Annotated in this window: 19 protein-coding genes; 8 read left to right on the forward strand and 11 right to left on the reverse strand. The window is 63.2% G+C overall.

From position 1 onward, the window contains the following. Window positions 1-58: 58 nt before the first annotated feature. Complete coding sequence (locus GQB03_RS02530; RefSeq protein ID WP_159683741.1) at window positions 59-460, forward strand: PhaM family polyhydroxyalkanoate granule multifunctional regulatory protein; 402 nt, start codon at window positions 59-61, stop codon at window positions 458-460. 15 nt (window positions 461-475) lie between these two features. On the opposite strand, the gene GQB03_RS02535 is transcribed toward GQB03_RS02530, so the two are convergent. From GQB03_RS02535 to GQB03_RS02570, 8 genes are all read right to left on the reverse strand, one after another. Continuing rightward, window positions 476-1,375 (reverse strand): AEC family transporter, encoded by a 900-nt coding sequence (locus GQB03_RS02535; RefSeq protein ID WP_159683744.1) that lies wholly within the window; start codon window positions 1,373-1,375, stop codon window positions 476-478. Window positions 1,376-1,568: 193 nt separating this feature from the next. Further along, a complete protein-coding gene (locus GQB03_RS02540; RefSeq protein WP_159683747.1) occupies window positions 1,569-2,801 on the reverse strand; it encodes a phenylacetate--CoA ligase family protein in 1,233 nt (410 codons plus the stop codon). A 63-nt stretch (window positions 2,802-2,864) separates the two neighbouring features. Beyond that, on the reverse strand, window positions 2,865-3,710 hold the full coding sequence (locus tag GQB03_RS02545) for an ABC transporter ATP-binding protein (RefSeq protein WP_159683750.1): 846 nt from the start codon (window positions 3,708-3,710) through the stop codon (window positions 2,865-2,867). Between the two features lie 154 nt (window positions 3,711-3,864). Continuing rightward, complete coding sequence (locus tag GQB03_RS02550) at window positions 3,865-5,187, reverse strand: ABC transporter substrate-binding protein (protein ID WP_159683753.1); 1,323 nt, start codon at window positions 5,185-5,187, stop codon at window positions 3,865-3,867. An 85-nt stretch (window positions 5,188-5,272) separates the two neighbouring features. After that, window positions 5,273-6,340 (reverse strand): branched-chain amino acid ABC transporter permease, encoded by a 1,068-nt coding sequence (locus GQB03_RS02555; protein ID WP_159683756.1) that lies wholly within the window; start codon window positions 6,338-6,340, stop codon window positions 5,273-5,275. Window positions 6,341-6,396: 56 nt separating this feature from the next. Further along, window positions 6,397-7,323 (reverse strand): branched-chain amino acid ABC transporter permease, encoded by a 927-nt coding sequence (locus GQB03_RS02560; RefSeq protein ID WP_159683759.1) that lies wholly within the window; start codon window positions 7,321-7,323, stop codon window positions 6,397-6,399. 30 nt (window positions 7,324-7,353) lie between these two features. Then, window positions 7,354-8,184, reverse strand: coding sequence for an ABC transporter ATP-binding protein (locus GQB03_RS02565; RefSeq protein ID WP_159683762.1), 831 nt, complete (start codon window positions 8,182-8,184; stop codon window positions 7,354-7,356). Window positions 8,185-8,195: 11 nt separating this feature from the next. Beyond that, a complete protein-coding gene (locus GQB03_RS02570; protein ID WP_159683764.1) occupies window positions 8,196-10,172 on the reverse strand; it encodes an AMP-dependent synthetase/ligase in 1,977 nt (658 codons plus the stop codon). 299 nt (window positions 10,173-10,471) lie between these two features. On the opposite strand from GQB03_RS02570, the gene GQB03_RS02575 reads away from it, so the two are divergent. Both GQB03_RS02575 and GQB03_RS02580 read left to right on the forward strand, forming a co-directional pair. Continuing rightward, on the forward strand, window positions 10,472-11,491 hold the full coding sequence (locus tag GQB03_RS02575; RefSeq protein ID WP_159683767.1) for a YihY/virulence factor BrkB family protein: 1,020 nt from the start codon (window positions 10,472-10,474) through the stop codon (window positions 11,489-11,491). Window positions 11,492-11,608: 117 nt separating this feature from the next. Next, window positions 11,609-12,676: a DUF2157 domain-containing protein gene (locus GQB03_RS02580; RefSeq protein WP_159683770.1), complete on the forward strand. Its 1,068-nt coding sequence runs from the start codon at window positions 11,609-11,611 to the stop codon at window positions 12,674-12,676. A gap of 14 nt (window positions 12,677-12,690) precedes the next feature. Here the strand turns inward: GQB03_RS02580 and GQB03_RS02585 are convergent, their stop codons facing one another. Next, window positions 12,691-13,935, reverse strand: coding sequence for a polyhydroxyalkanoate depolymerase (locus tag GQB03_RS02585; RefSeq protein ID WP_159683773.1), 1,245 nt, complete (start codon window positions 13,933-13,935; stop codon window positions 12,691-12,693). A gap of 134 nt (window positions 13,936-14,069) precedes the next feature. Between GQB03_RS02585 and GQB03_RS02590 the strand changes: the two genes are divergently transcribed. After that, entirely contained in the window at window positions 14,070-14,726 is a 657-nt protein-coding gene (locus GQB03_RS02590) for a glutathione S-transferase family protein (RefSeq protein ID WP_159683776.1), read from the forward strand. Window positions 14,727-14,953: 227 nt separating this feature from the next. Here the strand turns inward: GQB03_RS02590 and icmF are convergent, their stop codons facing one another. Beyond that, on the reverse strand, window positions 14,954-18,223 hold the full coding sequence (icmF, locus tag GQB03_RS02595) for a fused isobutyryl-CoA mutase/GTPase IcmF (protein WP_159683778.1): 3,270 nt from the start codon (window positions 18,221-18,223) through the stop codon (window positions 14,954-14,956). A gap of 241 nt (window positions 18,224-18,464) precedes the next feature. On the opposite strand from icmF, the gene GQB03_RS02600 reads away from it, so the two are divergent. From GQB03_RS02600 to GQB03_RS02615, 4 genes are all read left to right on the forward strand, one after another. Continuing rightward, window positions 18,465-19,490, forward strand: a complete 1,026-nt coding sequence (locus tag GQB03_RS02600; protein ID WP_159684119.1) for an AraC family transcriptional regulator — start codon at window positions 18,465-18,467, stop codon at window positions 19,488-19,490. A 57-nt stretch (window positions 19,491-19,547) separates the two neighbouring features. After that, the gene (locus GQB03_RS02605; RefSeq protein ID WP_407644527.1) at window positions 19,548-21,629 is read left to right on the forward strand and encodes a PAS-domain containing protein; all 2,082 of its coding nucleotides are present in this window, start codon (window positions 19,548-19,550) and stop codon (window positions 21,627-21,629) included. Beyond that, complete coding sequence (locus GQB03_RS02610) at window positions 21,629-22,354, forward strand: response regulator transcription factor (RefSeq protein ID WP_159684126.1); 726 nt, start codon at window positions 21,629-21,631, stop codon at window positions 22,352-22,354. The genes GQB03_RS02605 and GQB03_RS02610 overlap by 1 nt, the downstream gene beginning before the upstream one ends. 68 nt (window positions 22,355-22,422) lie before the next feature. Beyond that, window positions 22,423-22,899 carry a VOC family protein gene (locus GQB03_RS02615; RefSeq protein ID WP_159683781.1) on the forward strand — a complete coding sequence of 159 codons (477 nt, stop codon included), beginning with the start codon at window positions 22,423-22,425 and terminating at the stop codon, window positions 22,897-22,899. Window positions 22,900-22,960: 61 nt separating this feature from the next. Here GQB03_RS02615 and ypfJ read toward each other — a convergent pair whose 3' ends face one another. Then, a complete protein-coding gene (gene ypfJ / locus GQB03_RS02620; protein WP_159684129.1) occupies window positions 22,961-23,827 on the reverse strand; it encodes a KPN_02809 family neutral zinc metallopeptidase in 867 nt (288 codons plus the stop codon). Between the last annotated feature and the right edge of the window lie 23 nt (window positions 23,828-23,850).

Here is a 23,850-nt window from a genome sequence, read left to right on the forward strand (position 1 = left end):
ACGATACCGATCGGTTACCATCGCGAAGTATTAGAACGATCATCCCGAGGAGAAAGACATGAGTCAGGAAAACAGCCCGCAGGACCCTCTCGAATTCATGCGCGGGATGTGGAGCAACATGGGGTTCTCGCTGCCCGGCATGGTCACCCCGACGGTCGACGTCGACGAACTCGACAAGCGCATCGCCGACATGAAGGCAGTCGAGGGCTGGTTGAAGATGAACCTCAACATGTTGCAGATGACGACCCAGGGTCTCGAGATGCAGCGCGCCACGATTGCCGCGGTACAGGCGATGAGTCAGGTTGCCAAGGGCGACACGGCGGAAGGTGGTGCCAACCCGTTTGCGAGCTCGATGTGGCCCTGGAATCTGATGCAGCAGGGACAGGCAAACGTCGCTGCCGCAGCGGCTTCCGCCGGCGGCGCCGCCCAGTCCGGTCGGGCGAACACCCAGGCCAAGTGAGCTGACGGGCGGTGTTCACGCAGCGCCCAGCAACCATACCCACGTGGTGAGGGTAAAGAGCGCCAGCAACGTGGTTGCCGAGATCAGCCACGCCACACCGCGACCATCACCGCCCATGCGGATCGCCAGGATGTAGGCCGACGACGCGCTGGGCAGGGCGGCAAAGATCACCAACACATCGCGCGGCACGCCGGCGATGCCGAAACGGTCGGCGAGCAGCCATGCCACCGCGGGAAGCAGCAGCAGCTTGACCGCGACGATCCACACCGAACCGAGCGGGTGGCCGCCCGCAGACCCCGCTCTCAAGGCAGCCCCGACTGCCAGCAGGCCGAGCGCAATCGAGGCGTCGGAAAGACGCTTGAGAAGGTCGCCGACCGGTACCGGCAGCGCAAGGCCAGCGAGATTGAAGAGCAACCCCGCAAGTGTTGCCAGAAGCAGCGGATTGCGGGACAGCTCGCGCCACAGCCGGCCCTGGCCATGGCGCGCAATCATCGCGACCGCGGCGATGTTTGCGAACGGAACCATTGCGCCGCAAAGCGTCCCCATCGTCGCCACGCCAAGCACGCCGTGCACCTTGCCCGCGACCGCGATCCCGATGTAGGTGTTGAAGCGATAGGCGCACTGCAGGCGTGACGCAAAAGCGAGCGGGCTCAACCCCATCCACGGCCTCGCCAGGAACACCAGCACGAAGCCGGCAAACATCGACAGCAGGCCCGCCGCAACCAATGGCCCGGTCTCGCCGAAATCCAGTTGCGCACGCGCCAGGGCGCTGAACAGCAGGGCCGGAAACAGTACGAAGTACACCAGCCTCTCGAGCCCGGCCCAGAATGCATCGCCAAAGCCGCCGTGGCGGCGTAGCGCGGCGCCGATCAGAATGAGCGTGAAATCCGGAAGGAGCAGGAGAACGGTCTGCATGATCCGGCAAGGCTACCGCGGCTTTCGCCCGGCGCCTACGTGTTCGATCCGTTCAGGCCTGTTTTCTGGCGAATCCACCACCACTCGGAACGCCCGTTGCCGGGCCATGCCAACCGGACCGGAAGCCGGCGGCACAAAAAAAAGCGGGGCCGGCAGGAAAGCGCCGGTTACCCGCGGGCAAGCACACACACGGTCAATCGTACTTGCGGATATCGTCGATGATCTTGCCGTCGTTGGCGAGGCTGCCTTTCGGGCAGAACCTCACGTCGCCGCGCAGCTTGGTCAATTCCCTTATCGAAGCAGCCACGGCGTCCGCCAGGAGATCGCTTCCGTCCTCGACCTCACAATGCAGCGTCATGCGATCGGCAAGCCCGGGATTGTCCACTACCAGCCGGCCGCGCAAGAGTTCAGGATGACGGCGGATCACACTCGCCACCTGGCCGGGATGGACGAACATCCCCTTCACCTTGGTGGTCTGGTCGGCGCGCCCCATCCAGCCCTTGATGCGCGTGTTGGTACGCCCGCAAGGCGACATGCCCTGCAGGACGGCCGACAGATCTCCTGTCCCGAAGCGGATCAACGGGTAGTCCGGATTAAGGCTGGTGACAACGACTTCACCGACTTCGCCGACCGGAACCGGATCGCCGGTTCCCGGCCGCACGATCTCGACCAGCACGCCCTCGTCGACGATCAGCCCTTCGCGCGCACCGGTCTCGTAGGCCACCAGGCCGAGGTCGGCGGTCGCGTAGGCCTGGAAGGCCTGGATACCCCGAGCGGCGAGGGCGTCGCGCTGGCTGGCCGGGAAGGCTTCACCCGAAACAAAGGCTTTGGAGAAGCTCACCTTCACGCCCATCTCCTCGGCCTTGTCGAGAATGATGCGCAGGAAAGAAGGCGTGCCGGTGTAGGCACTGGGCCGCAGATCGGCGATCGCCTCGACCTGCTGCTCGGTCTGTCCCACGCCCGCAGGGAACACTGTACAACCCAGCGCATGGGCCGCGGTTTCCATCATCGAGCCAGCCGGCGTGAAGTGATACGAGAAGGTGTTGTGCACCAGATCGCCCTGTCGAAAGCCGGCGGCAAAGAGCGCACGCGCCATACGCCAGTAGTCGCGACGAGCCCCTTCGGGTTCGTACAGGGGGCCCGGCGAGGCAAACACCCGCGCGCAACCGGTCCCCCAATTCACCGTCGCAAAGCCGCCGAACGGTCGAGCCGCCTTCTGCAACTCCAGGAGCTCGGACTTGCGGGTCACCGGCAGCGTGGCAAGCGCCTCGCGGCTCGTGATGCTGGCCGGATCCACGTCCTTGAAACGCTCGGCAAAAGCCGACGCACGGGCCTTGGCATGGGCGATCTGGGCCGGCAGGCGGGCGAGCAGATCCTGCTCCCGCTCCATCGGGTCACGTGTTTCTCGCGCGTCGTAGAAATTCATGGTCGAAGCAGTCCGGTCGGTTGACTTGGCTGAAAGCGTGACAAGCGCACGCGGCTCGATTGATCAGGACAGCCACCGCTTGCGGCGGCGGTAATGCTTCACTTCGCGGAAACTCTTGCGACCCTCGCCACCCAGCCCGAGGTAGAACTCCTTGACGTCCTCGTTGGTGGCAAGCTCGCTGGCCTCGCCCTCCATGACGATGCGGCCGTTTTCGAGGATGTAACCGAAATCGGCATAACGCAGCGCCACCATGGTGTTCTGCTCGGCCAGCAGGAAACTCACCTGCTCCTTGCTGTTGAGGTCCTTCACGATCTCGAAGATCTCCTCGACGATCTGCGGGGCGAGACCCATCGACGGCTCGTCGAGCAGCACCATTTCGGGGTTGGCCATGATGGCCCGACCAATTGCACACATCTGCTGTTCGCCACCCGAGGTATAGCCGGCCTGCGAGGTGCGGCGGGTCTTCAACCGGGAGAAATAGGTGTACACCATGTCGAGCGAGCGCTTGATCTCGGCACGCGAGCTGGTACGCGTATAGGCGCCGGTCAGCAGGTTTTCTTCGATGGTGAGATGGCCGAAGCAGTGCCGCCCCTCCATCACCTGGATGACGCCGCGCTTGACCAGGTCGTTGGGGGTCATCTGGTCGATGCGTGCGCCCTTGAACTCGATACTGCCCTTGGTGACGTCACCACGCTCGGCACGAAGCAGGTTCGATATCGACTTGAGCGTCGTCGACTTGCCCGCGCCATTGGCACCGAGCAGCGCCACGATGCCGCCTTTCGGTACCTGCAGGGACACGCCCTTGAGCACCAGGATGACGTGATCGTAAATCACCTCGACGTTGTTGACGCTCAGATAAGGCGCTGCTGAGCTCGCGGTCGTTGCCGCGGAAGTGGGGGTCGTATTCATTTGTGTCTTCCACCGAGTGTCTTGCCTCTCACCTCCCCGGGCGCATCGAGAGAGGGTCGGTGCAAGACGGGCGCGCCGCCCTGCACCGACCTTCCCCGCCGGCGGGGAAGGCCCGGCGAGCACGCCCGAAGGCGTCCCGCCTGCCTGAAGCTGCTTACATTTCCTTGCTGCAGTCGCGCGGCGTGATGCCTTTTTCCTTGGCATACGCGGCGGCCGACTCCTCGATCATGTCGCGCACCAGCGGTTTGTCGGAATCGACCCAGTCGGTCAGCACCTTCCACTTGCTGCCATCCCACTGCTGGAACTTGACCTTGCCGGAACCCTCGTGGTCGAGACAGGAGATCTTCATCTCGGGCATGAAGCCGGTGGCACCGATCGAGGCCAGATGCTTGGCATCCATGTCGAGATGCTCGAAGCCCCAGCGCATCTGCTCGCCGGTCAGCGCCTTGCCCTTGCCGAACTTCTCCTGGGCCTTGCGGATCGCCTCGACGGTGATGATGCCGCTCACCACGCCACGGTTGTAGTACACACCACCGACGCGCGACTTGTCCTCCATGTTGCCCTTGCCCTTGGCATACACGTACTTCTCGATGTCCTTGATCAGCGGGTAGTTGGTGCCGGCGACGTTGAAGCCAGCGGCGGTGAAGCCCTTGGCGGCGCTGCCGGCGGGAATGGTGTCCTCCTCCGCGCCGGACCACCACACACCGATCATCTTCTCGCGCGGATATCCGGTCTTCGCTGCGGACTTGAGCGCGGTCGGGTTCATCACGCCCCAGCCCCACAGGATCACGTAGTCGGGCCTGGCCTGGCGGATCTGCAGCCACTGCGACTGCTGCTCGTTACCCGGGTGGGCGACCGGGATCTTGATCACTTCGAAGCCGTGCTTCGCAGCCAGCTTGTCCATGATCGCGTGCGACTCCTTGCCGTAGGCCGAATCGTGATAGAGCAAGCCGATCTTCTTGCCCTTGAGCTTGTCCATCCCGCCTTCTTTCATGCCGATGTAGTTCACGATGCCGGACGCCTGCGACCAGTAGGTGGTGACCATCGGGAAGACCCACGGGAAGACCCGGCCGTCGGCCGCATCGGTGCGGCCATAGCCGATGGTGACCATCGGGATCTTGTCCTGCGCGACCTTCTCGAGCACCGAATAGGTGATGCCGGTGGAGATCGGCTGGAACACCGAGTTACCGGTCTCGCCCTTGTTCTTGAGGCGCTCGTAGCATTCCACGCCTCGGGCATTGTTGTACTCGGTCTCGCATTCTTCCCACACGAGCTTCACGCCGCCTACGCCGCCGTCACGCTCGTTGATCATCTGCATGTAGTCGATCCACGCGCCGAACAGGGCGGAACCGCCCGCGGCGTAGGGGCCGACGCGATAGCTCGGCAGGCCGATGAACTGCTCGGCGGCGCTCGCGTAGCTGCCTGCCAGCAGCCCTGCGATGGTGGCGCCCAGAAGAACGGTTTTCTTGAGTTTCATGTAAAGCCTCCTCTTGTGTGTGGTGCTGCTTCTTATGTCGCTCGCTGCCCGACCGGCCCTGCGGCAGGGGGCAGCGGACTTCATGCTAGTGCGGGAAAGGCCACAGACGCAGCTTTTCCTTGCCGATCTGCCACAGCCGTGCCAGACCGTGTGGCTCGACGATCAGGAAGAAGATGATCATTGCGCCGAAGACGATGAGCTGGAAGTTCGAAACGAAGCTCGCCGACACCAGGTCGCCGAGCAGCGACGGCACGAAGTTGTCGAGCAGGATCGGCAACAGCACGATGAAGGCCGCGCCGAGAAAGGAGCCCATGATCGACCCGGTGCCGCCGATGATGATCATGAACAGGATCTTGAACGACAGATCGAGGTTGAAGCCCTCCGGCTCGACCGTCCCGAGGTAGGTATAGGCGTAGAGCGCGCCGGCCACACCGCAATAGAACGACGACACCGCGAAGGCGATCAGCTTGGTACGCATCGGACGAATGCCGATCACTTCGGCGGCCACGTCCATATCGCGCACCGCCATCCAGGCGCGGCCGGTACTGCTGCGCACCATGTTCTTCGCGGCGAGGGCAAGGATCACCACCACCGCCAGCGTGAGCATGTATTTCGAGGTCGGGCCATCGAACGCGAAACCGAGGATGTTGATCTCCTGGGTCGAAATCACGCCCGAGGACGAATAGTTCGAGAACCACGGAAACTTGACCAGCGCCCAGACGATGAAGAACTGTGCGGCCAGCGTCGCAACCGCCAGGTAGAAGCCCTTTATTCGCAGGCTTGGCAGCCCGAACAGGACCCCCACCGCAGCCGCACACAGCCCGCCCAGGACGATCGCGACAAGGAAGGGCATGCCGTCGATGCGAAGCATGAAGTTGTACGCACCGAAGGCTCCCACCGCCATGAAGGCCGCGGACCCCAGGGACAGCTGGCCGGCATAACCGGTGAGGATGTTGAGGCCCAGCGCCGCCAGCGAGAAGATCAGGACCGGGATGAGGATGGCCTTGAGCCAGTACTGGTCTGCGATGACCGGGACCACGGCGGCAAAGAACAGGACCAGGGCCCAGACCGCGATCTTGTCCTGGCGGATCGGGAAGATCTGCTGGTCCGCCTGGTAACTGGCCTTGAACTGGCCGGCTTCACGATAAAACATCAGTCGCTCCTTCGTCGCCCGATGAGGCGTGAGGGGTAAGGGATGGGGTGACTGCGTTACACGCGGTCAATGTGCTTCTCTCCGAAGAGCCCTTCCGGGCGCACCAGCAGGAAGACCAGCGCGAGCACATACGGGAACCACGACTCGATGCCGCCGCCGACGAAGGGGCCGATATAGACCTCCGCAAGCTTTTCGGAGGCGCCGATGATCAGGCCGCCGACGATCGCCCCGGGTACCGAGGTGAAGCCGCCGAGGATCAGCACGGGCAAGGCCTTGAGCGCGGTATAGGTCAGCGCGAACTGCACGCCATTGCGCGCGCCCCAGATCATGCCGGCGATCAGCGCGACGAAACCCGCCACACCCCACACGATGACCCAGATGTGCCGCAGCGGAATGCCGATCGAGAGGGCCGCCTGGTGATCGTCCGCCACTGCGCGCAGCGCCCGCCCGATCTTGGTGTACTGGAACAGCAGGGCCAGCGACGCCACCAACACCCCGGCGATTCCGGCAGCGACTACGTCGAACTTCGACACCAGGATGTTGCTGCTTTCCATCAACCACTCGACCGGTACGTCCTCGATACCCAGATCGAGGCCGCGAACGTTTGCCCCCCAGACCCCCTGGGCAATGCCCTCGATGAGGTAGGACAGGCCGATGGTGGCCATGAACAGGGTGATATGCGGCTGGTTCACCAGCGGACGCAGCACGATCTTTTCGGTGAGAACGCCGAGCACGATCATCGATATCAGCGCCAGCGCGAAAGCCAGCCAGAACACTGCGCTACCGCCCTCTTCCAGACCGGTCCAGCCGGGCAGCACTTCCTGGAAACCAACGAAGGTCAGCGCGGCGAAGAACACCATCGCCCCCTGCGCAAAGTTGAACACACCCGATGCCTTGAAGATCAGCACGAAACCCAGCGCAACCAGGGCATACAGCACCCCGGAGAGCAGCCCGCCGATCAGCACTTCGAGAAAGAAATGCATTGTTGTCTCCTCTTGTCCTTGTCGACCGGCTCAGTGGCTGGTGCCGAGATAGGCGGCAATCACGTCTGGGTTGGCCATGACTTCTTCGGGCGTGCCGTCACCGATCTTCTTGCCGTAGTCGAGCACCACCACGCGGTCCGAGATGTCCATCACCACGCCCATGTCGTGCTCGATGAGCACGATGGTGGTGCCGAACTGGTCATTGACGTCGAGGATGAAGCGGCTCATATCCTGCTTTTCCTCGACGTTCATGCCGGCCATCGGCTCGTCGAGCAGCAGCATGGACGGCTCCGCGGCCAGTGCCCGTCCGAGTTCCACGCGCTTCTGCAAGCCATACGGAAGACGCCCGACCGGGGTCTTGCGGATGCTCTGGATCTCGAGGAAGTCGATCACTTCCTCCACCTTCTTGCGGTGCTCGATCTCCTCGCGCTGCGCGGCCCCCCAGAACAGCGCGTGCTGCAGCAGGTTGGTCTTCATCTTGAGGATGCGCCCGGTCATGATGTTGTCGAGCACGCTCATCCCCTTGAACAAAGCGATGTTCTGGAAGGTGCGGGCGATGCCCTGGGCTGCCGCCTTGTGGGGGTCCATGTCGCGGCGCTTCTCGCCGTGGAAGATCACGGAGCCCTGCTGCGGATGGTAGACACCGTTGATCACGTTCAGCATCGAACTCTTGCCCGCTCCGTTCGGGCCGATGATGGAGCGGATCTCGCCCTTGCGAACGTTGAAGCTGATGTCGGTGAGCGCCTTCACCCCGCCGAATGACAGCGAGATGTTCTGCAGGTCGAGGATCACCTCCCCGATCGGGCGGCCCCCTGCGGGGCTCTGCCCTTGCGCCCCCACGGCCAATTCATTCACGATCATTTCCATTCTCCTCAGGCCGCCTTTTGCGCGGCTTGCGGCGCAAAGGTCTTGACGTCCGCGATGCGCAGATCGGCGGCGATCCGGCCTTCCCGCCCGTCCTCATACTTCACCTGGGTTTCGATGTGGCAGTTCGACTTGCCCGCGTACATCGCGTCGATCAGCACGCCATAACGTTCGGCGATGAAATTGCGCCGCACCTTGCGGGTACGGGTCAGCTCACCGTCGTCGGCGTCGAGTTCCTTGTGCAGGACGAGGAAGCGCTTGATCTGCGAACCGCTCATGCGGGCATCGGCGGCGAGATCCGCATTGACCTTCTCGAGACACTCCCGAATCAGCTCATACACCGCATCCTGGCAGGCGAGATCGGTATAGCCCGAATACGACATGCCCTTGCGCTCGGCCCAGTTGCCGACGGCCTCGAGGTCGATGTTGATGAAGGCGGTGACGAAATCCCTACCATTGCCGAACACCACCGCTTCCTTGATGTGCTGGAAGAACTTGATCTTGTTCTCGATATAGTTGGGCGCGAACATTGACTCGTCGGTGAGCTTGCCCACGTCCTTGGCACGATCGATGATCAGCAGATGGCCGTCGTCGTCGAAGAACCCCGCGTCGCCGGTCATGAAGTAGCCGTCGGCGTTGAGCGACTCGGCGGTGGCGTCGGGACGCTTGTAATAGGCCTTGAGCAACATCGGGCCCTTGACTAGGATCTCGCCGTTGTCTGCTAGCTTGACCTCGACGTAGGGGGCCGGCACGCCGACCGAATCGAGCTTGATCTGGCCATCCGGCTGCAGGCACACATAGGCGCAGGTCTCGGTCTGGCCATAGAGCTGCTTGAGGTTCACCCCGATCGAGCGATAGAACTTGAAGAGGTCCGGACCGATCGCGGCACCCGCGGTATAGGCCACACGGATGCGGCTCATGCCGAGCACGTTCTTGAGCGGCCCGTACACCAGCAGGTTGCCAAGCCAGTACTGCAGGCGATCGCCAGCCGACACGGACTTGCCGTCGAGAATGTCCGCGCCGCAGCGCCGCGCCACTTCGAGGTACTTGTGAAAGAGGGTGCGCTTGAGCCAGCCCGCGTCCTCCATGCGGATCATCACCTGGGTGAGCAGGTTCTCGAACACTCGCGGAGGCGCGAAGTAATAGGTCGGGCCGATCTCCCGCAAATCGTTCATCACCGTCTCGCCCGACTCCGGGCAATTGATCGTGAAACCCGCGACCATCGCCTGCGCGAACGAAAACAGGTGATCGCCCACCCACGCCATCGGCAGGTAGGAAAGGATGTCTTCCTGATCGGTCAGGCGGTCGAACTCCACGCCGCCGCGCGCGGCTGAGATGAAGGCAGTGTGCGTCTGGCACACGCCCTTGGGTTTGCCGGTAGTACCAGAGGTATACAACATCACCGAGATGTCGTCGCCGGCGCCCTTGGCGATCTCGGCGTCAAGGAAGTCGCCGTGGTTGCGATCGTGGATGCGCCCCATCTCCTGCACCTCGTCGAGGCCCTTGATGAAGGTCTCGGTGTAGTGCCGCATGCCGCGTGCATCGTCGTAGATCACATGCTCGAGAAAGGGCACCTCGCCCCGGATCTCGATCATCTTGTCGACCTGCTCCTGGTCTTCGACCACCGCGAAGCGGATCTCGGCATCCTGCAGGACGTAGGCCATCTCCTGCGCGACCGCGTCCTGGTAAAGCATCACGGGGATGCCACCGAGGCACTGACAGGCAGCCACCGACCAGTACAGCCGGGGACGGTTGTCACCGATGATGGCGAGACGATCGCCACGCTTGAAGCCGAGTTCGGCGAGGCCGCAGGCGATCGCCCGGACGTTGCCGGCAACCTCTGCCCAGGAGTACGTCTGCCAGATTCCGTACTCCTTCTCGCGCATTGCCGGCCGCGTCGGGCGAACCCGGGCATGCTGCATCAGCAATCTCGGAAAGGTGTCGAGCCCTGCGCCGGACGCAGCCGGCGCACGTGAGTCAGCCATTACCGATTCCTCCTCGTTTGATCCTGTCTGTTTCTTTTCCGGCCATCCGGCATGCGCCGGACGCCGGCCGGCAGGTCATCCCGGGCTTACCCTGTGGGTCCGGCGCCGGGCGCAGCGGCCGCTTGTTCTAGGGTAGCGAGTGTCGCAGTGCATGTTTGCGCAACTGTTTTCCAAATGTACCCAATTGTTGCAATGGTGATGGGACTGCAGGCGAATCATGCAGGCCACATCGGTTAAAGTAAGGCCTGCTCCGTCGCACCGGAGCATCACACTCCTACCACACGCCACAAGCAGACGCCGTGACCTCACTCAAGACCGTCCTCCGCTACCTGCTCGTTCCCTACCGTGCGGCCCGCAAATGGGCGGACGACCGCTGCACCACCTTCGCCGCGGCGCTGGCCTATTACTCCGCCTTCTCGCTGGCCCCGGTGCTGGTCATCGCAGTCTCGGTAGCTGGCCTGATCTTTGGTCGCGAAGCGGCCAACGGCCGTATCGTCGGTGAACTCGCGGCGCTCATCGGCAACGATGGCGCAAGCCTGATCGAACGCATGATCTCGGCCAGCTACGCGTCGGGCGAAGGGGTTGTCGCGACATTGGTCGGCACCGCTGCCATGCTGCTCGGCGCGACCGGCCTGTTCATGCAGCTGGGCCATGCCTTCGAGGCCATTTTCGGCCGCCCGAGCCGCGGGCGCAGCGCCTGGATGACGCAGCTGGTGGGTCGCTTGCGCGGCCTCACCGTGGTGATCGGCGTGGGCTTCCTGTTGATGATTTCGCTGGTCGCCAGCGCAGCCATACTCGCCTTCAGCCAATATGCCACGCGCGGTGTGGAAGCCCTGTTGTGGCTGGCATCGCTGCTGCAGGTCGGGATCACGCTGTTCCTGCAGAGCAGCATGATCGCGATCATCTACAAGGTTCTGGTGCCAACGCCCTTGAGCCGCCGGGCGTTGATGTTCGGCGCGGTGACCACTGCGGTGTTGTTCGAGTTCGGCAAATGGGCGCTGGGCGTCTACCTGGGCCGCAGTAGTATCGCCAGTACCTACGGCGCGGCGGGCTCGCTGGCGATGATCCTGATCTGGGTCTACTACGTCTCGCTGATCATGCTCTATGGTGCCGAGCTCACCTTCCAGCTCAACCGGCTGGAGCGCGTCCTCGCCCGCCCTGCTCGACCGATGCCTGCACCTGCCCCGGCCTCGACCGAGTCGATCGACCCGACCGCTCCGGCGCTGCTGCAGCCGCCTCCCGGCGGCGCCACCGACGAGCCGGCCTCACGCGCCCCCTCCCGCTCCACCACCTGGCTCAGGCGCCTGCTTCGTCGCTGACGGTATCGGGCGAGGCTACCCGCCGGCCGATACCGTCGTACCGCGCGCGCGCCGCGTGACCCGGCGCCCGATCAGGCGGAGGATGTCTCCCACTGCATTCCTGCAAGGGGCACGACGATGCCGCTCATTCAAAGACACGACCTGGACGAAGCCGCCCGCACCGGTCTGATCAGCATCGACCAGGCACACGCCCTCTGGTCCTTCCTGCTCGAACGCGCAGCGGCAAGGCCTGCTGCACAGGGCGGTTTCTCGCTCACCAGCGCGCTCCACTACCTCGGCGGCATGCTTGCGATCGGCGCCATGTCGATCTTCATGACCCTTGGCTGGGAGCAATTCGGCGGTGCCGGTGTGTTCTTCATCGCCCTGCTCTACTTCGCCATCGGCTGGAAGCTCGCCGCACGTTTCGAACGACAGGGCGAGCCCCTTCCCAGCGGCATCATGGCAACCTTCGCGCTAGTGCTCGTGCCGCTCGCGGCATGGGGCCTGCAGCACAGTCTGGGCCTGTGGGCCGACGTCCCGCATGCCGAACATTATCGTCAGTACCACAGCTTCATCGACTGGCGCTGGACCACGCTCGAGCTGGTCACCCTCGTGGCCGGCGCCCTGATGCTGTGGCGCTGGCGCGCGCCCTTCCTGGTGATGCCGATCGCCGTCACGCTGTGGTACATGAGCATGGATCTGGCCATGCTCGTCATCGCGCCGGATACGACAGCTCAGTGGAGCGACGCGGCGTGGACCTTCCGCAAGTGGTTCTCGGTGAGCTTCGGCGCGGTGATGATCATGCTCGCGGCACTCGTGGAAATCCGCAGCCGTTCGCCGCGCGACTACGCCTTCTGGCTGTACCTGTTCGGCCTGCTGGCCTTCTGGGGCGGCCTCACCGCCCTCGATTCGGGCTCGCTGAGCGGCAAACTCGTTTATCTGCTCATCAACGTCGGGCTGATCCTTGCCGGCGCGCTGATCGGACGGCGCAGCTTCACGGTGTTTGGCGCCCTCGGCGTGGCACTCGTGCTCGGTGATCTTTCCTACCACTACTTCCGCGATTCATGGCTGTTCCCGATCGCGCTGTCAGCGATTGGGCTCACAATCATCTACCTCGGCATCTGGTGGAGCCGCAATGAAACCCAGCTCACTGCCACGCTGCGCGCAGCCCTGCCCATGAAACGACGCACGAGGCCGGCCGCCTGACAACCGGCCGGTGCCTACTCGTCGAACGAGTGGATGAAATCGCGGATGCGTGGATAGATCTGCCGCTCCCAGCGCTTGCCGTTGAACACCCCATAGTGCCCAACCGCGGACTGGAGGTGGTGCTGCTTGCGATACGGCGCCAGCTTGCTGCAGAGATCATGCGCGGCCAGCGTCTGACCGATCGAACAGATATCGTCGCGCTCGCCTTCAACCGTGAACAGCGCGGTGCGACGGATTGTCTCGGGACGCACTGGACGCCCCCGATAGGTCAGCCGGCCGAGCGGAAGATCGTAGTCCTGGAAGACCGAGCGCACCGTCTGCAGATAGAACTCGGCAGGCAGGTCCATCATTGCGAGGTATTCGTCATAGAAGATCTTGATCTCGTTGGCCCGCTGCGCCTCACCGTCGGAATAGTGCCGGTACATCTTCCTGAATGCATCGGAGTGGCGCTCCTTGTTCATGCTCATGAAGGCCGAGATCTGCAGGAAGCCCGGATAGACCCTCCGCATGGCCCCTCGGTAGCGCAGCGGCACGGTACCGATCAGGTTCTTCTCGAACCACGCGATCGGCTTGCCGGTGGCGAGACGGTTGACCTCGGTCGGATTGACGCGACAATCAATCGGTCCGGCCATCAGGGTCATGCTGCGCGGCTGATGGGGATGTCGCTCCTCGGCCATGACCGCGACGGCCGCCAGGGTCGGTACGGTCGGCTGGCATACCGCCACCAGGTGGGTATGCGGACCGAGATGGTCGACAAAGTGGATGATGTGCTCGATGAAGCTGTCGAGATCGAAACGCCCGGCGGTCACCGGCACGTCGCGAATGTTGTGCCAGTCGGTCACGTAGACATCGTGATCGCGCAGCAGGGTCTGGACCGTACCGCGCAGCAGGGTCGCAAAATGCCCCGAAACCGGAGCGACGAGCAGAACCTTCGGCTCCCCGTCGACCGTGGGGTTCTTGCGAAATCGTTGCAATGTGCAGAACGGGGTCGAAAAAACCGGCTCTTCGAGCACCGCGCAGCCCCCCTCGTCGGTCTCGACCCGTTCGATACCGAACGGTGGCCGCTCGTGGGTCAGCCCCGACAGCGCGACCACTTCGCATGCAGCCGCAGCACGGCGCAGGGAGCGGCTCTCCGGAAACCAGGAAAGGCCATAGTGCAGCCAAGGTGCGAGGTGGCGCGCCACGGTGCGCGCGGGCGAATTCAGGTCGGCCACCGCCTGGTAGGCCTGGTAATGAAGTGCGGTACTGAAGGGAAGCATGTCGGCTGACTCGGTACGCGGGGATCCTGAGCGAAGCAACTTGCATGCCGATGGCTTGCCGACGTCTGGCACATGTATTGCTTTTCAAGATCGGACAAGCGCCGACCAGCCCATCCCGCGTGGAGACCGAAACGATGCCATCCGCAACGCTCAGCATCAGCAGCAAGAACTATTCATCCTGGTCGCTTCGCGGCTGGCTGATCACCCGGATGGCCGGGCTGGACTTCAAGGAAGAACTCGTCGAACTCGATACGCCGGGGACGCGGGCGGAGCTTCTTCTGCTGGCGCCTTCGGTCCGCGTTCCCCGACTCAGCCACGGCAAGATCGAAGTCTGGGACACCCTGGCGATCGGCGAGTACCTGAACGAGATCAAGCCGAAGGCCGGCCTGCTGCCTGCCGACCCGGCCGCACGGGCGCACTGCCGCTCGATCTGCGGCGAGATGCATTCCGGCTTCAGTGCGCTTCGGTCTGCCCTGCCGATGAATATCAAGGCACGTTTCCCAAACTTCACGGTGTGGTCACGCGCCCGGGGAGACATCGACCGCATCCTGGAAATCTGGCAGGACTGCCTGTCGCGCCACGGCGGCCCCTACCTCTTCGGGAGCGAACCAACCCTCGCTGATGCCATGTACGCACCGGTCGTGACCCGCTTCCTGACCTACGACATCGCCCTGGACGAAGCCTGTACCGAGTACTGCAAGACCATCATGGCGATGCCGGCGATGCAGGAATGGGTGGCCGCCGCGAGGCTCGAATCCGATGACATCGAAGAGCTCGAGATGGAATTCTGAGTGACCTGGAGCGCACAGCCCGCACCGGATTGAAGCGCCGGCTCGTTGCTGGTGCATGAGCTCACACGGACGCACCGCCTTCGGCACTCAGGGCAGGCGGGCGGCAAGCCCTTCGCACCGATTTTCTCCCCGCACCAACCCGACGTACCCGCACAAAAAAGACGGCGCCCGCAGGCGCCGTGAATTCCTCTTGGGAGAGGGAGGGAAAGAAAGTATGGGAACCCGTCTTACATGCTGCGACGGTACTGGCCGCCGACTTCGTAGAGCGTGTTGGTGATCTGCCCCAGCGAACAGTACCGCACCGCGTCGACCAGCACGTCGAAGACGTTACCGTTCTCGATCACGGCCTGGCGCAGCTTCGCCAGCCACTTGGCCGACTCGCCCGCGTTGCGGCCCTGGAAGTCCGCGAGGCGCTGGAGCTGCGACTGTTTCTCCTCCTCGGTGGAGCGGGCCAGCTCGATCTCCTGCTGCACGCCGCTGCCCTTGGGATTGAGGAAGGTGTTCACGCCGATGATCGGGTAGGAGCCGTCGTGCTTCTTGTGCTCGTAGTACATCGACTCTTCCTGGATCTTGCCGCGCTGGTAGCCGGTTTCCATTGCGCCGAGCACGCCGCCGCGGCTGGCAATCGCCTCGAACTCCTTGAGCACCGCCTCCTCGACCAGGTCGGTGAGCTCGTCGATGATGAAAGCGCCCTGGTTGGGGTTCTCGTTCTTGGCCAGGCCCCACTCGCGGTTGATCACCAGCTGGATCGCCATGGCGCGGCGCACCGACTCCTCGGTCGGGGTGGTGATGGCCTCGTCGTAGGCGTTGGTGTGCAGCGAGTTGCAGTTGTCGTAGATCGCGATCAGCGCCTGCAGGGTGGTGCGGATATCGTTGAAATCCATCTCCTGCGCGTGCAGCGAACGGCCCGAGGTCTGTACGTGATACTTGAGCTTCTGGCTGCGCTCGTTGGCGCCGTACCTGTTCTTCATCGCCACCGCCCAGATGCGGCGGGCGACGCGGCCGATCACCGAGTATTCCGGGTCCATGCCGTTGCTAAAGAAGAAGGATAGGTTGGGCGCGAAGTCATCGATGTGCATGCCACGCGCCAGATAGCTCTCGACATAGGTGAAACCGTTCGAGAGCGTGAAGGCGAGCTGGCTGATCGGGTTGGCGCCGGCCTCGGCGATGTGATAGCCAGAGATCGACACCGAGTAGAAGTTCTGCACCTTGTGGTGCACGAAGTATTCCTGGATATCGCCCATCATCTTGAGCGCGAACTCGGTCGAGAAGATGCAGGTGTTCTGTCCCTGGTCCTCCTTGAGGATGTCGGCCTGCACCGTGCCGCGCACGCTCGCCAGCGTCCATTCCTTGATCTTCTGGTATTCGTCCTCGGTCGGCTCGCGGCCGTTGTCGGCCTTGAACTTGGTCACCTGCTGGTCGATCGCGGTGTTGAAGAAAAAGGCCAGGATGATCGGCGCCGGGCCGTTGATGGTCATCGACACCGAGGTGGTCGGCGCGCACAGGTCGAAGCCGTCGTAGAGCACCTTCATGTCGTCGAGCGTCGCGATCGAGACGCCCGAGTTGCCGATCTTGCCGTAGATGTCGGGGCGCAGGTCGGGGTCACAGCCATACAGCGTGACCGAGTCGAAGGCGGTCGACAGGCGGTGTGCGGGCATGCCCTCGGAGACGCGCTTGAAGCGGCGGTTGGTACGGAAGGCATCGCCCTCGCCGGCGAACATGCGGGTCGGATCCTCGCCCTCGCGCTTGAAGGCGAACACGCCGGCGGTGAAGGGGAAGGAGCCGGGCACGTTCTCCTTCATCAGGAACCTGAGGCTCTCTCCGTCATCCTCGAAGTCGGGCAGCGCCACCTTGCGGATCTTGCTGCCGGACAGCGACTCACTGGTGAGCTTGGTACGGATCTCCTTGTCGCGGATCTTGACCACGTATTCGTCGGCCGCATACAGGGCCTTGGTGGTCGGCCACTGCTCGAGCAGCTTTTTCGCCGCGGGGGTGAGCTCGCCGTCCTTCCAGTTGATCAGCTCGTCGAAGTGATCGCCGGGCTTGCCGCATTCCTCGAACAAGGACTTGGCGACACGCAGCGACTGGCGCTCGCGGGCAACCCGCGCCTGCTGGGCGGTGTGCTTGTGATAGTCGCGAACCGAGTCGGCGATCTCGGCGAGGTAGCGAATCCGCTCCGGCGGCACGATCGCACGACCGGCCGACGAGGCCTTGACCGCCACCTTCGGCAGCTTGCCCGGCCTGGCCTTGAGGCCGAGCGCCTGCAGCGCCGGGAACACCGCCTGGTAGAGCGCGGTCACGCCATCGTCGTTGAAGCGCGCCGCCATGGTGCCGAACACCGGCATTTCCTCGGTCGGCGTGCCGAACAGTTCGCGGTTGCGCTGGTACTGCTTGCGCACGTCGCGCAGCGCATCGTCGGCGCCCTTGCGATCGAACTTGTTGATCGCCACGAAATCCGCGAAGTCGAGCATGTCGATCTTCTCGAGCTGGCTGGCCGCGCCGAACTCCGGCGTCATCACGTAGAGCGACTTGTCGACATAGGGCACGATCGCGGCGTTGCCCTGGCCAATCCCCGAAGTCTCGACGATCACCAGGTCGAAACCCGAGAGCTTGCAGGCGGCAATCACCTCGGGCAGCGCGGCGGAGACTTCCGAGCCGGTGTCGCGGGTGGCCAGCGAGCGCATGAAGATGTTCTCGTGCTCGATCGCGTTCATGCGGATGCGGTCGCCCAGCAGCGCGCCGCCGGTGCGCTTGCGCGACGGATCGATGGAGACGATGCCGAGTCTGAGCCTGTCTTCCTGGTCGAGGCGGAAACGGCGCACGATTTCGTCGGTGAGCGAACTCTTGCCGGCACCGCCGGTGCCGGTGATGCCGAGCGTCGGGGTCTTGACCTTTGCCGCGGCTTCCTTGATCGCGGCGCGGACATCGTCGCCGTAGTTGCCATTCTCGAGTGCGGTGATGACGCGCGCCAGCGCGCGGCGGTCCCCCGAGGCGAGCTGCTTGAGCACCTCATCGGCCTTGGCCGGAGCGGCATTACCGAGGTCAAAGTCAGAGTGCGAAACCAGATCGTTGATCATGCCCTGCAGGCCGAGCGTGGCGCCGTCTTCGGGCGAATACAGGCGCGTGACGCCGTAATCGTGGAGTTCCTTGATCTCGGACGGCACGATCACCCCGCCGCCGCCGCCGAATACCTTGATGTTCTCACCGCCGTTGGCCTTGAGCAGATCGATCATGTACTTGAAGAACTCGACATGCCCCCCCTGGTACGAGGTGATGGCAATGCCCTGGACGTCCTCCTGTAACGCCGCCTTGACGATTTCGCCGACCGAGCGGTTGTGACCAAGGTGGATTACCTCACAGCCGGTCGACTGGATGATCCGGCGCATGATGTTGATCGAGGCATCGTGGCCGTCGAAGAGGGCTGCCGCGGTCACGAATCTGACCTTGTGCTTCGGTTTGTAGGCCACCAGTTTCTTGGCGTCGCTGAGGTTGGTCATTTCGGTCTCCCCCGATATGTACGGTGATTTTTCTCAATGGTAGAAGGCCACGCCATGATTCGCCATTGCCCTTCGAGACGTCAATCGTGCAAAATCCGCCAAGTTTCCAAAAACACGGGCGAGGTCATTTGTGCCGCACACAGTTGAACCCGATATCGCTTCCGGATATCCGGCCCAGCGCGGCAAGCCTCTCAAAACCGGGCGGAATTCCGCGACAGTAGCGGCCGGATTCGTGACCGGCATGCTTTCGGGGATGGCGAGACATGGCCGTGATCCGACGCCGCTGCTCACGGCGGCCGGCATAGAGCTTGCAGACTCTGCCACGCGCGTCCCGGTGGATCGCTATGCGCTGCTCTACAACTTCGTGATCAAGGCGCTTGAGGACGAAGGCTTCGGCCTGTTCTCCGAACCGATGCGCCCGGGAGCCTTCGAGTTTCTCTGCCGCGCAATGCTTGGAGCGGCGGACCTCGCTGAGGCCTTGCAACGCGCCGTTCGTTTCCTTGCAATGGTCCTGCCCGACCTTGCGGTAACGATCGCAAGATTCGAACAACGCGCGGAGTTGCGCATCCTCGAGACTCGCCCCCTCGGCCTCGGCCGCGACGACCCTGCGCGGGTTTTTGCCTTTGAATGGCTGCTTCGCCTGCTTCACGGTCTTTCCTGCTGGCTGGTCGGGCGCGGGCTTGCACTCGACGCGGTGCGCTTCCCCTATGAGCGCCCCGCCCACGCCGACGATTACGCGCTGGTGTATACCGAGCATTCCGCGTTCGGTGGTGAGGTGCTATTCGCCCAGTTCCGGGCAAATCTGCTCGATCTGCCGCTGCGCCGCGACGAGACCGCACTGACGGCCTTCCTGGACGGGGCTCCTGGCAAGATCAGCATGCTCTATCGCCGCGACCGCGAAGCCGTGTTCCGGGTCCGCGATCTGCTGCGAGATGCGCTTCCGCAAAGCCTTTCGCTTGAAGAGATCGCCGAACGCCTGCACATGTCGCCGCGAACGCTTCATCGGCGCCTTGAGGACGAAGGGTCGGGATTTCGCGCGATCAAGGACGCCATCCGTCGCGATATTGCGCTCTCGCGCCTGACCAAGACGAATCAGCCGATCGCTACCCTGGCAAGCGACCTCGGCTACGCCGACACCTCGGCCTTTTATCGCGCCTTCGTGGGCTGGACCGGCCTTTCGCCAGAACAATTCCGTCGGCGCCTGCGCCCGGCCGGCGCCACGATCACCAATACGCCAGGCGACCGCGGGTCGCGATCCTCCGGCTAGAATGCCGACTGGACGCACCGCACGATGACGGAGCGCATCAGGAGACGAAGCGAAGGGATGCTGCGCAAGACCAATCGCGAGAACAGCCCGACCATGGCCCCGCAGAACGGCGTCGCCTCGGAGGAGTTGCGCCGTTACGACCTGCTCGTCGCCGGGCTGGACCTGCTCAACGAGGCAGTTGCCGTTTTCGATGCCGCACCGAAGCTGGTGGCCTGGAACAAGGCGATGCTACGACTGCTCGACTTTCCCGAATCGCTGGTACGGGTCGGCGCGCCTTTCGAGGACTTCGTGCGCTTCAACGCCGAACGGGGCGAATACGGTACCGGCGACATGGAGAAACTCGTTGCCGAGCGGATGGCCTCGGTCAGGGCTTTCGAGCCCCACCATGCCGAACGTACTCGCCCCAACGGCAAGGTCCTCTCGATCCGCGGCGTGCCGATTCCCAATCTCGGCTTCGTCTCGCTGTGGACCGATGTCACCGAACAACGCCACTACGAGCGGGTGATCGAGGAACAGAACGCGGCCCTCGAAGCACGCGTGCGGGCGCGTACCGCCGAACTCGAACAAAGCAACGCGAGCCTGGCCGAGGCCAACGCCGAGATCGATCAGATCGCGGGCGCACTGCGCAAGAGCGAAGAGCGCCTGCGCTTGATCCTCGATTCCATTCCCGCGTTGGTGGCCCACGTCGACGCCGGCGAGCGCTATCGCTATGCCAATCGCGGATACGCGAGCTGGTTCGGTCTCACGAAGGAAGAAATCGTCGGTCGCAGCGTTGCCGAAGTATTCGGCCCGGAAGCCTATTCGGTGGTGCGCCCGCACCTGCACGAGGCATTGAAAGGCGAGCGGGTAAGCTACGAATACGCACGATGCAACGCCGAGGGGCGCACGGTGCACGCCCGCAGCGTTGTCGTGCCCGACGTATCGCTGGAAGGCGGCTTCCAGGGTTATTTCGTGCTGTCAGTCGACATCACCGAACAGAAGGCGAGCCAGGCGGCACTGATTCAGGCCCAGAAGATGGAGGCCGTCGGCCAATTGACCGGCGGGCTCGCACATGATTTCAACAATCTGCTCACCATCATCATCGGCAACCTCGCCGCCCTCAAGGAAAAACAAGCGGGCAGCGCTAACGAGTATCTTGATCCGGCCTTGCACGCCGCCCGCCGGGGTGCCGAACTGATCCGCCGTCTGCTCACCTTCTCGCGACGACAGACGCTTGAGCCGAGCGCGGTGGACGTCGGCGCCGTCGTGGGCAACATGGTGCAACTGCTTTCCCGTTCGATCGCCGAGTCGGTCAGCGTCACGACCGAGCTTCCCGAGACGGCGCTTTACGCGATGGTGGACCCCCATCAGCTCGAGAACGCGCTGGTCAATCTTGCGATCAACGCACGCGATGCGATGCCGGGAGGCGGCGCGCTGAGCATACGAGTCTCCGAGCGAAGGATCAGCCCGGCGATTGCGCGGCTTGTCGAGGTGCCTCCTGGAACCTATGTCCAGTTCGATGTGACCGATACGGGCAGCGGCATCGATCCCGCTTTGCTGCCGCGCGTGTTCGAGCCTTTCTTCACGACCAAGCCCTTCGGCGCGGGCAGCGGCCTGGGGCTTTCGATGGTCTATGGATTCATCCGCCAGTCGGGCGGTAACATCCGCATCCTCAGCACGCAGGGGAAAGGAACCAACGTGCGCTTCGTGCTGCCTCGTTGTGAAGCCCCAAAACCGGCGGCCACGTCGGGACACCCCGCCAGCGATGAACGCTCGGGCAAGGGGAAACTGGTCTTGCTGGCCGAAGACGAGCCAGAAGTCCGACGTGTGGTCCGCCTCCAGCTGGCCGAACTCGGCTATCCGGTCCTCGAAGTAGCAAGCGGCATCGAAGCGCGACAGATGCTCGAACAGGTCGGGGATATCACCCTGCTCATCTCCGACATGGTCATGCCTGGCGGTATCGGCGGCAGTGAACTCGCCGAGATCGCGGCACAGCTGCGACCCGATCTGCCTGTTCTGCTCATGACCGGCTACGCGAGCGCGACGGTCACCGGCGACAAGACCCGGCTGGACATCCCCGTGCTGAGGAAGCCGTTCGACAGGCAGACACTGAGTGCAGCCTTGGAGCACCTCGAATCGAAGTTGGAGAACGACACATGATGAAACCCCAGGATCAGGGCTCGGCGCTCATCCAGGTGCTGGAGGACGAACCGGAGATCGGTCGCCTGATCTGCAGCACGCTTTCCGAGTACGGATTCCGCTGCGAGCTCAGCGGCAGCGGCCGACAGTTCCTTGCCCGCAGCCGCCTGACGAATCCGGACCTGTGCATCATTGATCTCGGCCTTCCGGACATGGACGGCATGCAGGTCGTGCGCGAGCTGCAGGAGAAGCTTCCGTGTGCCGTGCTGATCCTCACAGGCCGGAACGGTGTGACCGATCGGGTACTGGGCCTCGAACTCGGCGCCGACGATTACCTGGTCAAGCCCTTCGAACCAAGAGAACTGGTTGCCCGGGTCCGCTCGATCCTGCGTCGCTATCTGAAAGCGCCGACCGACGGCCTGCGTAACGACGGCCCGCGGATGGCCCGGTTTGCAGGTTGGCAACTGGACGTCCAACGCCTGTTGCTGAACGCACCGGACGGACGGGAGGTCCATCTTTCAGCCGCCGAAGCCGCGCTGCTGCAAAGTCTGCTGAAGAGCCCGAACAAGATCCTGAATCGCGAGCAGCTGCTGGGCGATCGCGATGTCGACCCTTTCGACCGCAGCATCGATGTCCGTATCTCTCGCCTCAGGCGAAAGCTCGAGGAGGATCCGCAGAGCCCGCGGATCATCAAGACCATCTACGGAGCGGGCTATATGTTGACAGCCTCGGTGACGTGGGAGTGAGGTATCCACCTCGTGACGCAAGTCACCTATAATTATGAATTCTTAATCCAAGGCATACGGAGCCGACCATGTCACAGCGCCCTTTCAAGATCCTAGGAATCCAGCAGATTGCCATCGGTGGCCCGAGCAAGGATCGCCTCAAGACGCTCTGGGTAGACATGCTGGGGCTCGATGTGACCGGTAACTTCGTCTCCGAGCGGGAGAACGTCGATGAAGACATCTGCGCGATCGGCAGCGGCCCGTTCAAGGTCGAGGTCGATCTCATGCAACCGCTCGACGCAGACAAGAAGCCGGCAGTACACACAACGCCGCTGAATCACGTGGGCCTCTGGGTCGATGACCTGCCCAAGGCCGTCGAATGGCTTTCGGCTAACGGCGTACGCTTTGCCCCGGGAGGTATCCGCAAGGGCGCGGCGGGCTACGACATCACATTCATGCACCCCAAGGGCAACGACGAGTTCCCGATTGGGGGAGAAGGTGTCCTCATCGAGATGGTACAGGCGCCCCAGGAGGTCATCGATGCGTTTGCCCGCATGACCGGTTAAAGACGGCAAATCGCGGTTGAGCAGTACCCCCGGCCATCGCGGGCGCCTTGATCCGGGGCGTTCAGAGTTGCCGGGCAGAAAAGGTGTCGCAGCTCTTCAGACTGCCGCTCTCCATCCCCTGCCTGAACCAGCGGACACGTTGGGCAGATGTGCCATGAGTGAAACTGTCCGGCACGGCATAGCCCTGCGCCTGCTTCTGCAATTGATCGTCACCAATTGCAGAAGCAGCGTTCAGCGCCTCTTCCAGATCACCGGACTCAAGTACATTGCGCGCGCGATCGGCGTGGTTTGCCCACACGCCCGCAAGACAATCTGCCTGTAACTCGAGCCGTACCGAAAGCTGATTGCCCTCGGCTTCACTTGCGCGCTGACGCGCAGCCTGAACCTTGTCGGAAATACCGAGAAGGTTCTGTACATGATGGCCGATCTCGTGGGCAATCACGTATGCCTGAGCAAAATCGCCGGGAGCGTGAAAGCGAGTGCGGAGTTCGTCGTAGAAGGAAAGATCGATATAGACCTTCTGATCGCCCGGACAATAGAAGGGGCCCATGGCTGCCTGACCCACACCACAGGCCGTCCGTGTTGCGCCGGTAAACAACACCAGCTTCGGCTCAACATAACGCTCGCCCCCGGCCCTGAAAATTTCACCCCATGTTTGTTCGGTATCGGCCAGGACCATCGAAATGAATCGCGCCTGCTCGTTTTCAGCCGCGGGCCGCTCGGCCGGCGAGACATGTGCAGAGGGTTCTGAACCCACCGATGCCTGATTGAGAACAATGCTCGGGTCCACACCGAAATACATGGCGACCAACGCCAGCACGATGGTACCGAGCCCGATCCCCTTGCCGCCGACACGCACCCCACGTCCGCCACCCGATCCTCGACGATCCTCGACATTCTGGCTTTCACGACCGTTATCGAACCGCATCCTGCCCTCCTCGGCGTTTTCGT

The sequence above is a fragment of the Cognatazoarcus halotolerans genome, from assembly GCF_009800965.1.
GTDB lineage: Bacteria > Pseudomonadota > Gammaproteobacteria > Burkholderiales > Rhodocyclaceae > Cognatazoarcus > Cognatazoarcus halotolerans.

Excerpts from the sequence above, each read along its gene's own strand:
- GQB03_RS02530 (WP_159683741.1), top strand. The coding sequence starts at position 59 with ATGAGTCAGGAAAACAGCCCGCAGGACCCTCTCGAATTCATGCGCGGG.
- GQB03_RS02535 (WP_159683744.1), bottom strand. The coding sequence starts at position 1,375 with ATGCAGACCGTTCTCCTGCTCCTTCCGGATTTCACGCTCATTCTGATC.
- GQB03_RS02540 (WP_159683747.1), bottom strand. The coding sequence starts at position 2,801 with ATGAATTTCTACGACGCGCGAGAAACACGTGACCCGATGGAGCGGGAG.
- GQB03_RS02545 (WP_159683750.1), bottom strand. The coding sequence starts at position 3,710 with ATGAATACGACCCCCACTTCCGCGGCAACGACCGCGAGCTCAGCAGCG.
- GQB03_RS02550 (WP_159683753.1), bottom strand. The coding sequence starts at position 5,187 with ATGAAACTCAAGAAAACCGTTCTTCTGGGCGCCACCATCGCAGGGCTG.
- GQB03_RS02555 (WP_159683756.1), bottom strand. The coding sequence starts at position 6,340 with ATGTTTTATCGTGAAGCCGGCCAGTTCAAGGCCAGTTACCAGGCGGAC.
- GQB03_RS02560 (WP_159683759.1), bottom strand. The coding sequence starts at position 7,323 with ATGCATTTCTTTCTCGAAGTGCTGATCGGCGGGCTGCTCTCCGGGGTG.
- GQB03_RS02565 (WP_159683762.1), bottom strand. The coding sequence starts at position 8,184 with ATGATCGTGAATGAATTGGCCGTGGGGGCGCAAGGGCAGAGCCCCGCA.
- GQB03_RS02570 (WP_159683764.1), bottom strand. The coding sequence starts at position 10,172 with ATGGCTGACTCACGTGCGCCGGCTGCGTCCGGCGCAGGGCTCGACACC.
- GQB03_RS02580 (WP_159683770.1), top strand. The coding sequence starts at position 11,609 with ATGCCGCTCATTCAAAGACACGACCTGGACGAAGCCGCCCGCACCGGT.
- GQB03_RS02585 (WP_159683773.1), bottom strand. The coding sequence starts at position 13,935 with ATGCTTCCCTTCAGTACCGCACTTCATTACCAGGCCTACCAGGCGGTG.
- GQB03_RS02590 (WP_159683776.1), top strand. The coding sequence starts at position 14,070 with ATGCCATCCGCAACGCTCAGCATCAGCAGCAAGAACTATTCATCCTGG.
- icmF (WP_159683778.1), bottom strand. The coding sequence starts at position 18,223 with ATGACCAACCTCAGCGACGCCAAGAAACTGGTGGCCTACAAACCGAAG.
- GQB03_RS02600 (WP_159684119.1), top strand. The coding sequence starts at position 18,465 with ATGCTTTCGGGGATGGCGAGACATGGCCGTGATCCGACGCCGCTGCTC.
- GQB03_RS02605 (WP_407644527.1), top strand. The coding sequence starts at position 19,548 with ATGCTGCGCAAGACCAATCGCGAGAACAGCCCGACCATGGCCCCGCAG.
- GQB03_RS02610 (WP_159684126.1), top strand. The coding sequence starts at position 21,629 with ATGAAACCCCAGGATCAGGGCTCGGCGCTCATCCAGGTGCTGGAGGAC.
- GQB03_RS02615 (WP_159683781.1), top strand. The coding sequence starts at position 22,423 with ATGTCACAGCGCCCTTTCAAGATCCTAGGAATCCAGCAGATTGCCATC.
- ypfJ (WP_159684129.1), bottom strand. The coding sequence starts at position 23,827 with ATGCGGTTCGATAACGGTCGTGAAAGCCAGAATGTCGAGGATCGTCGA.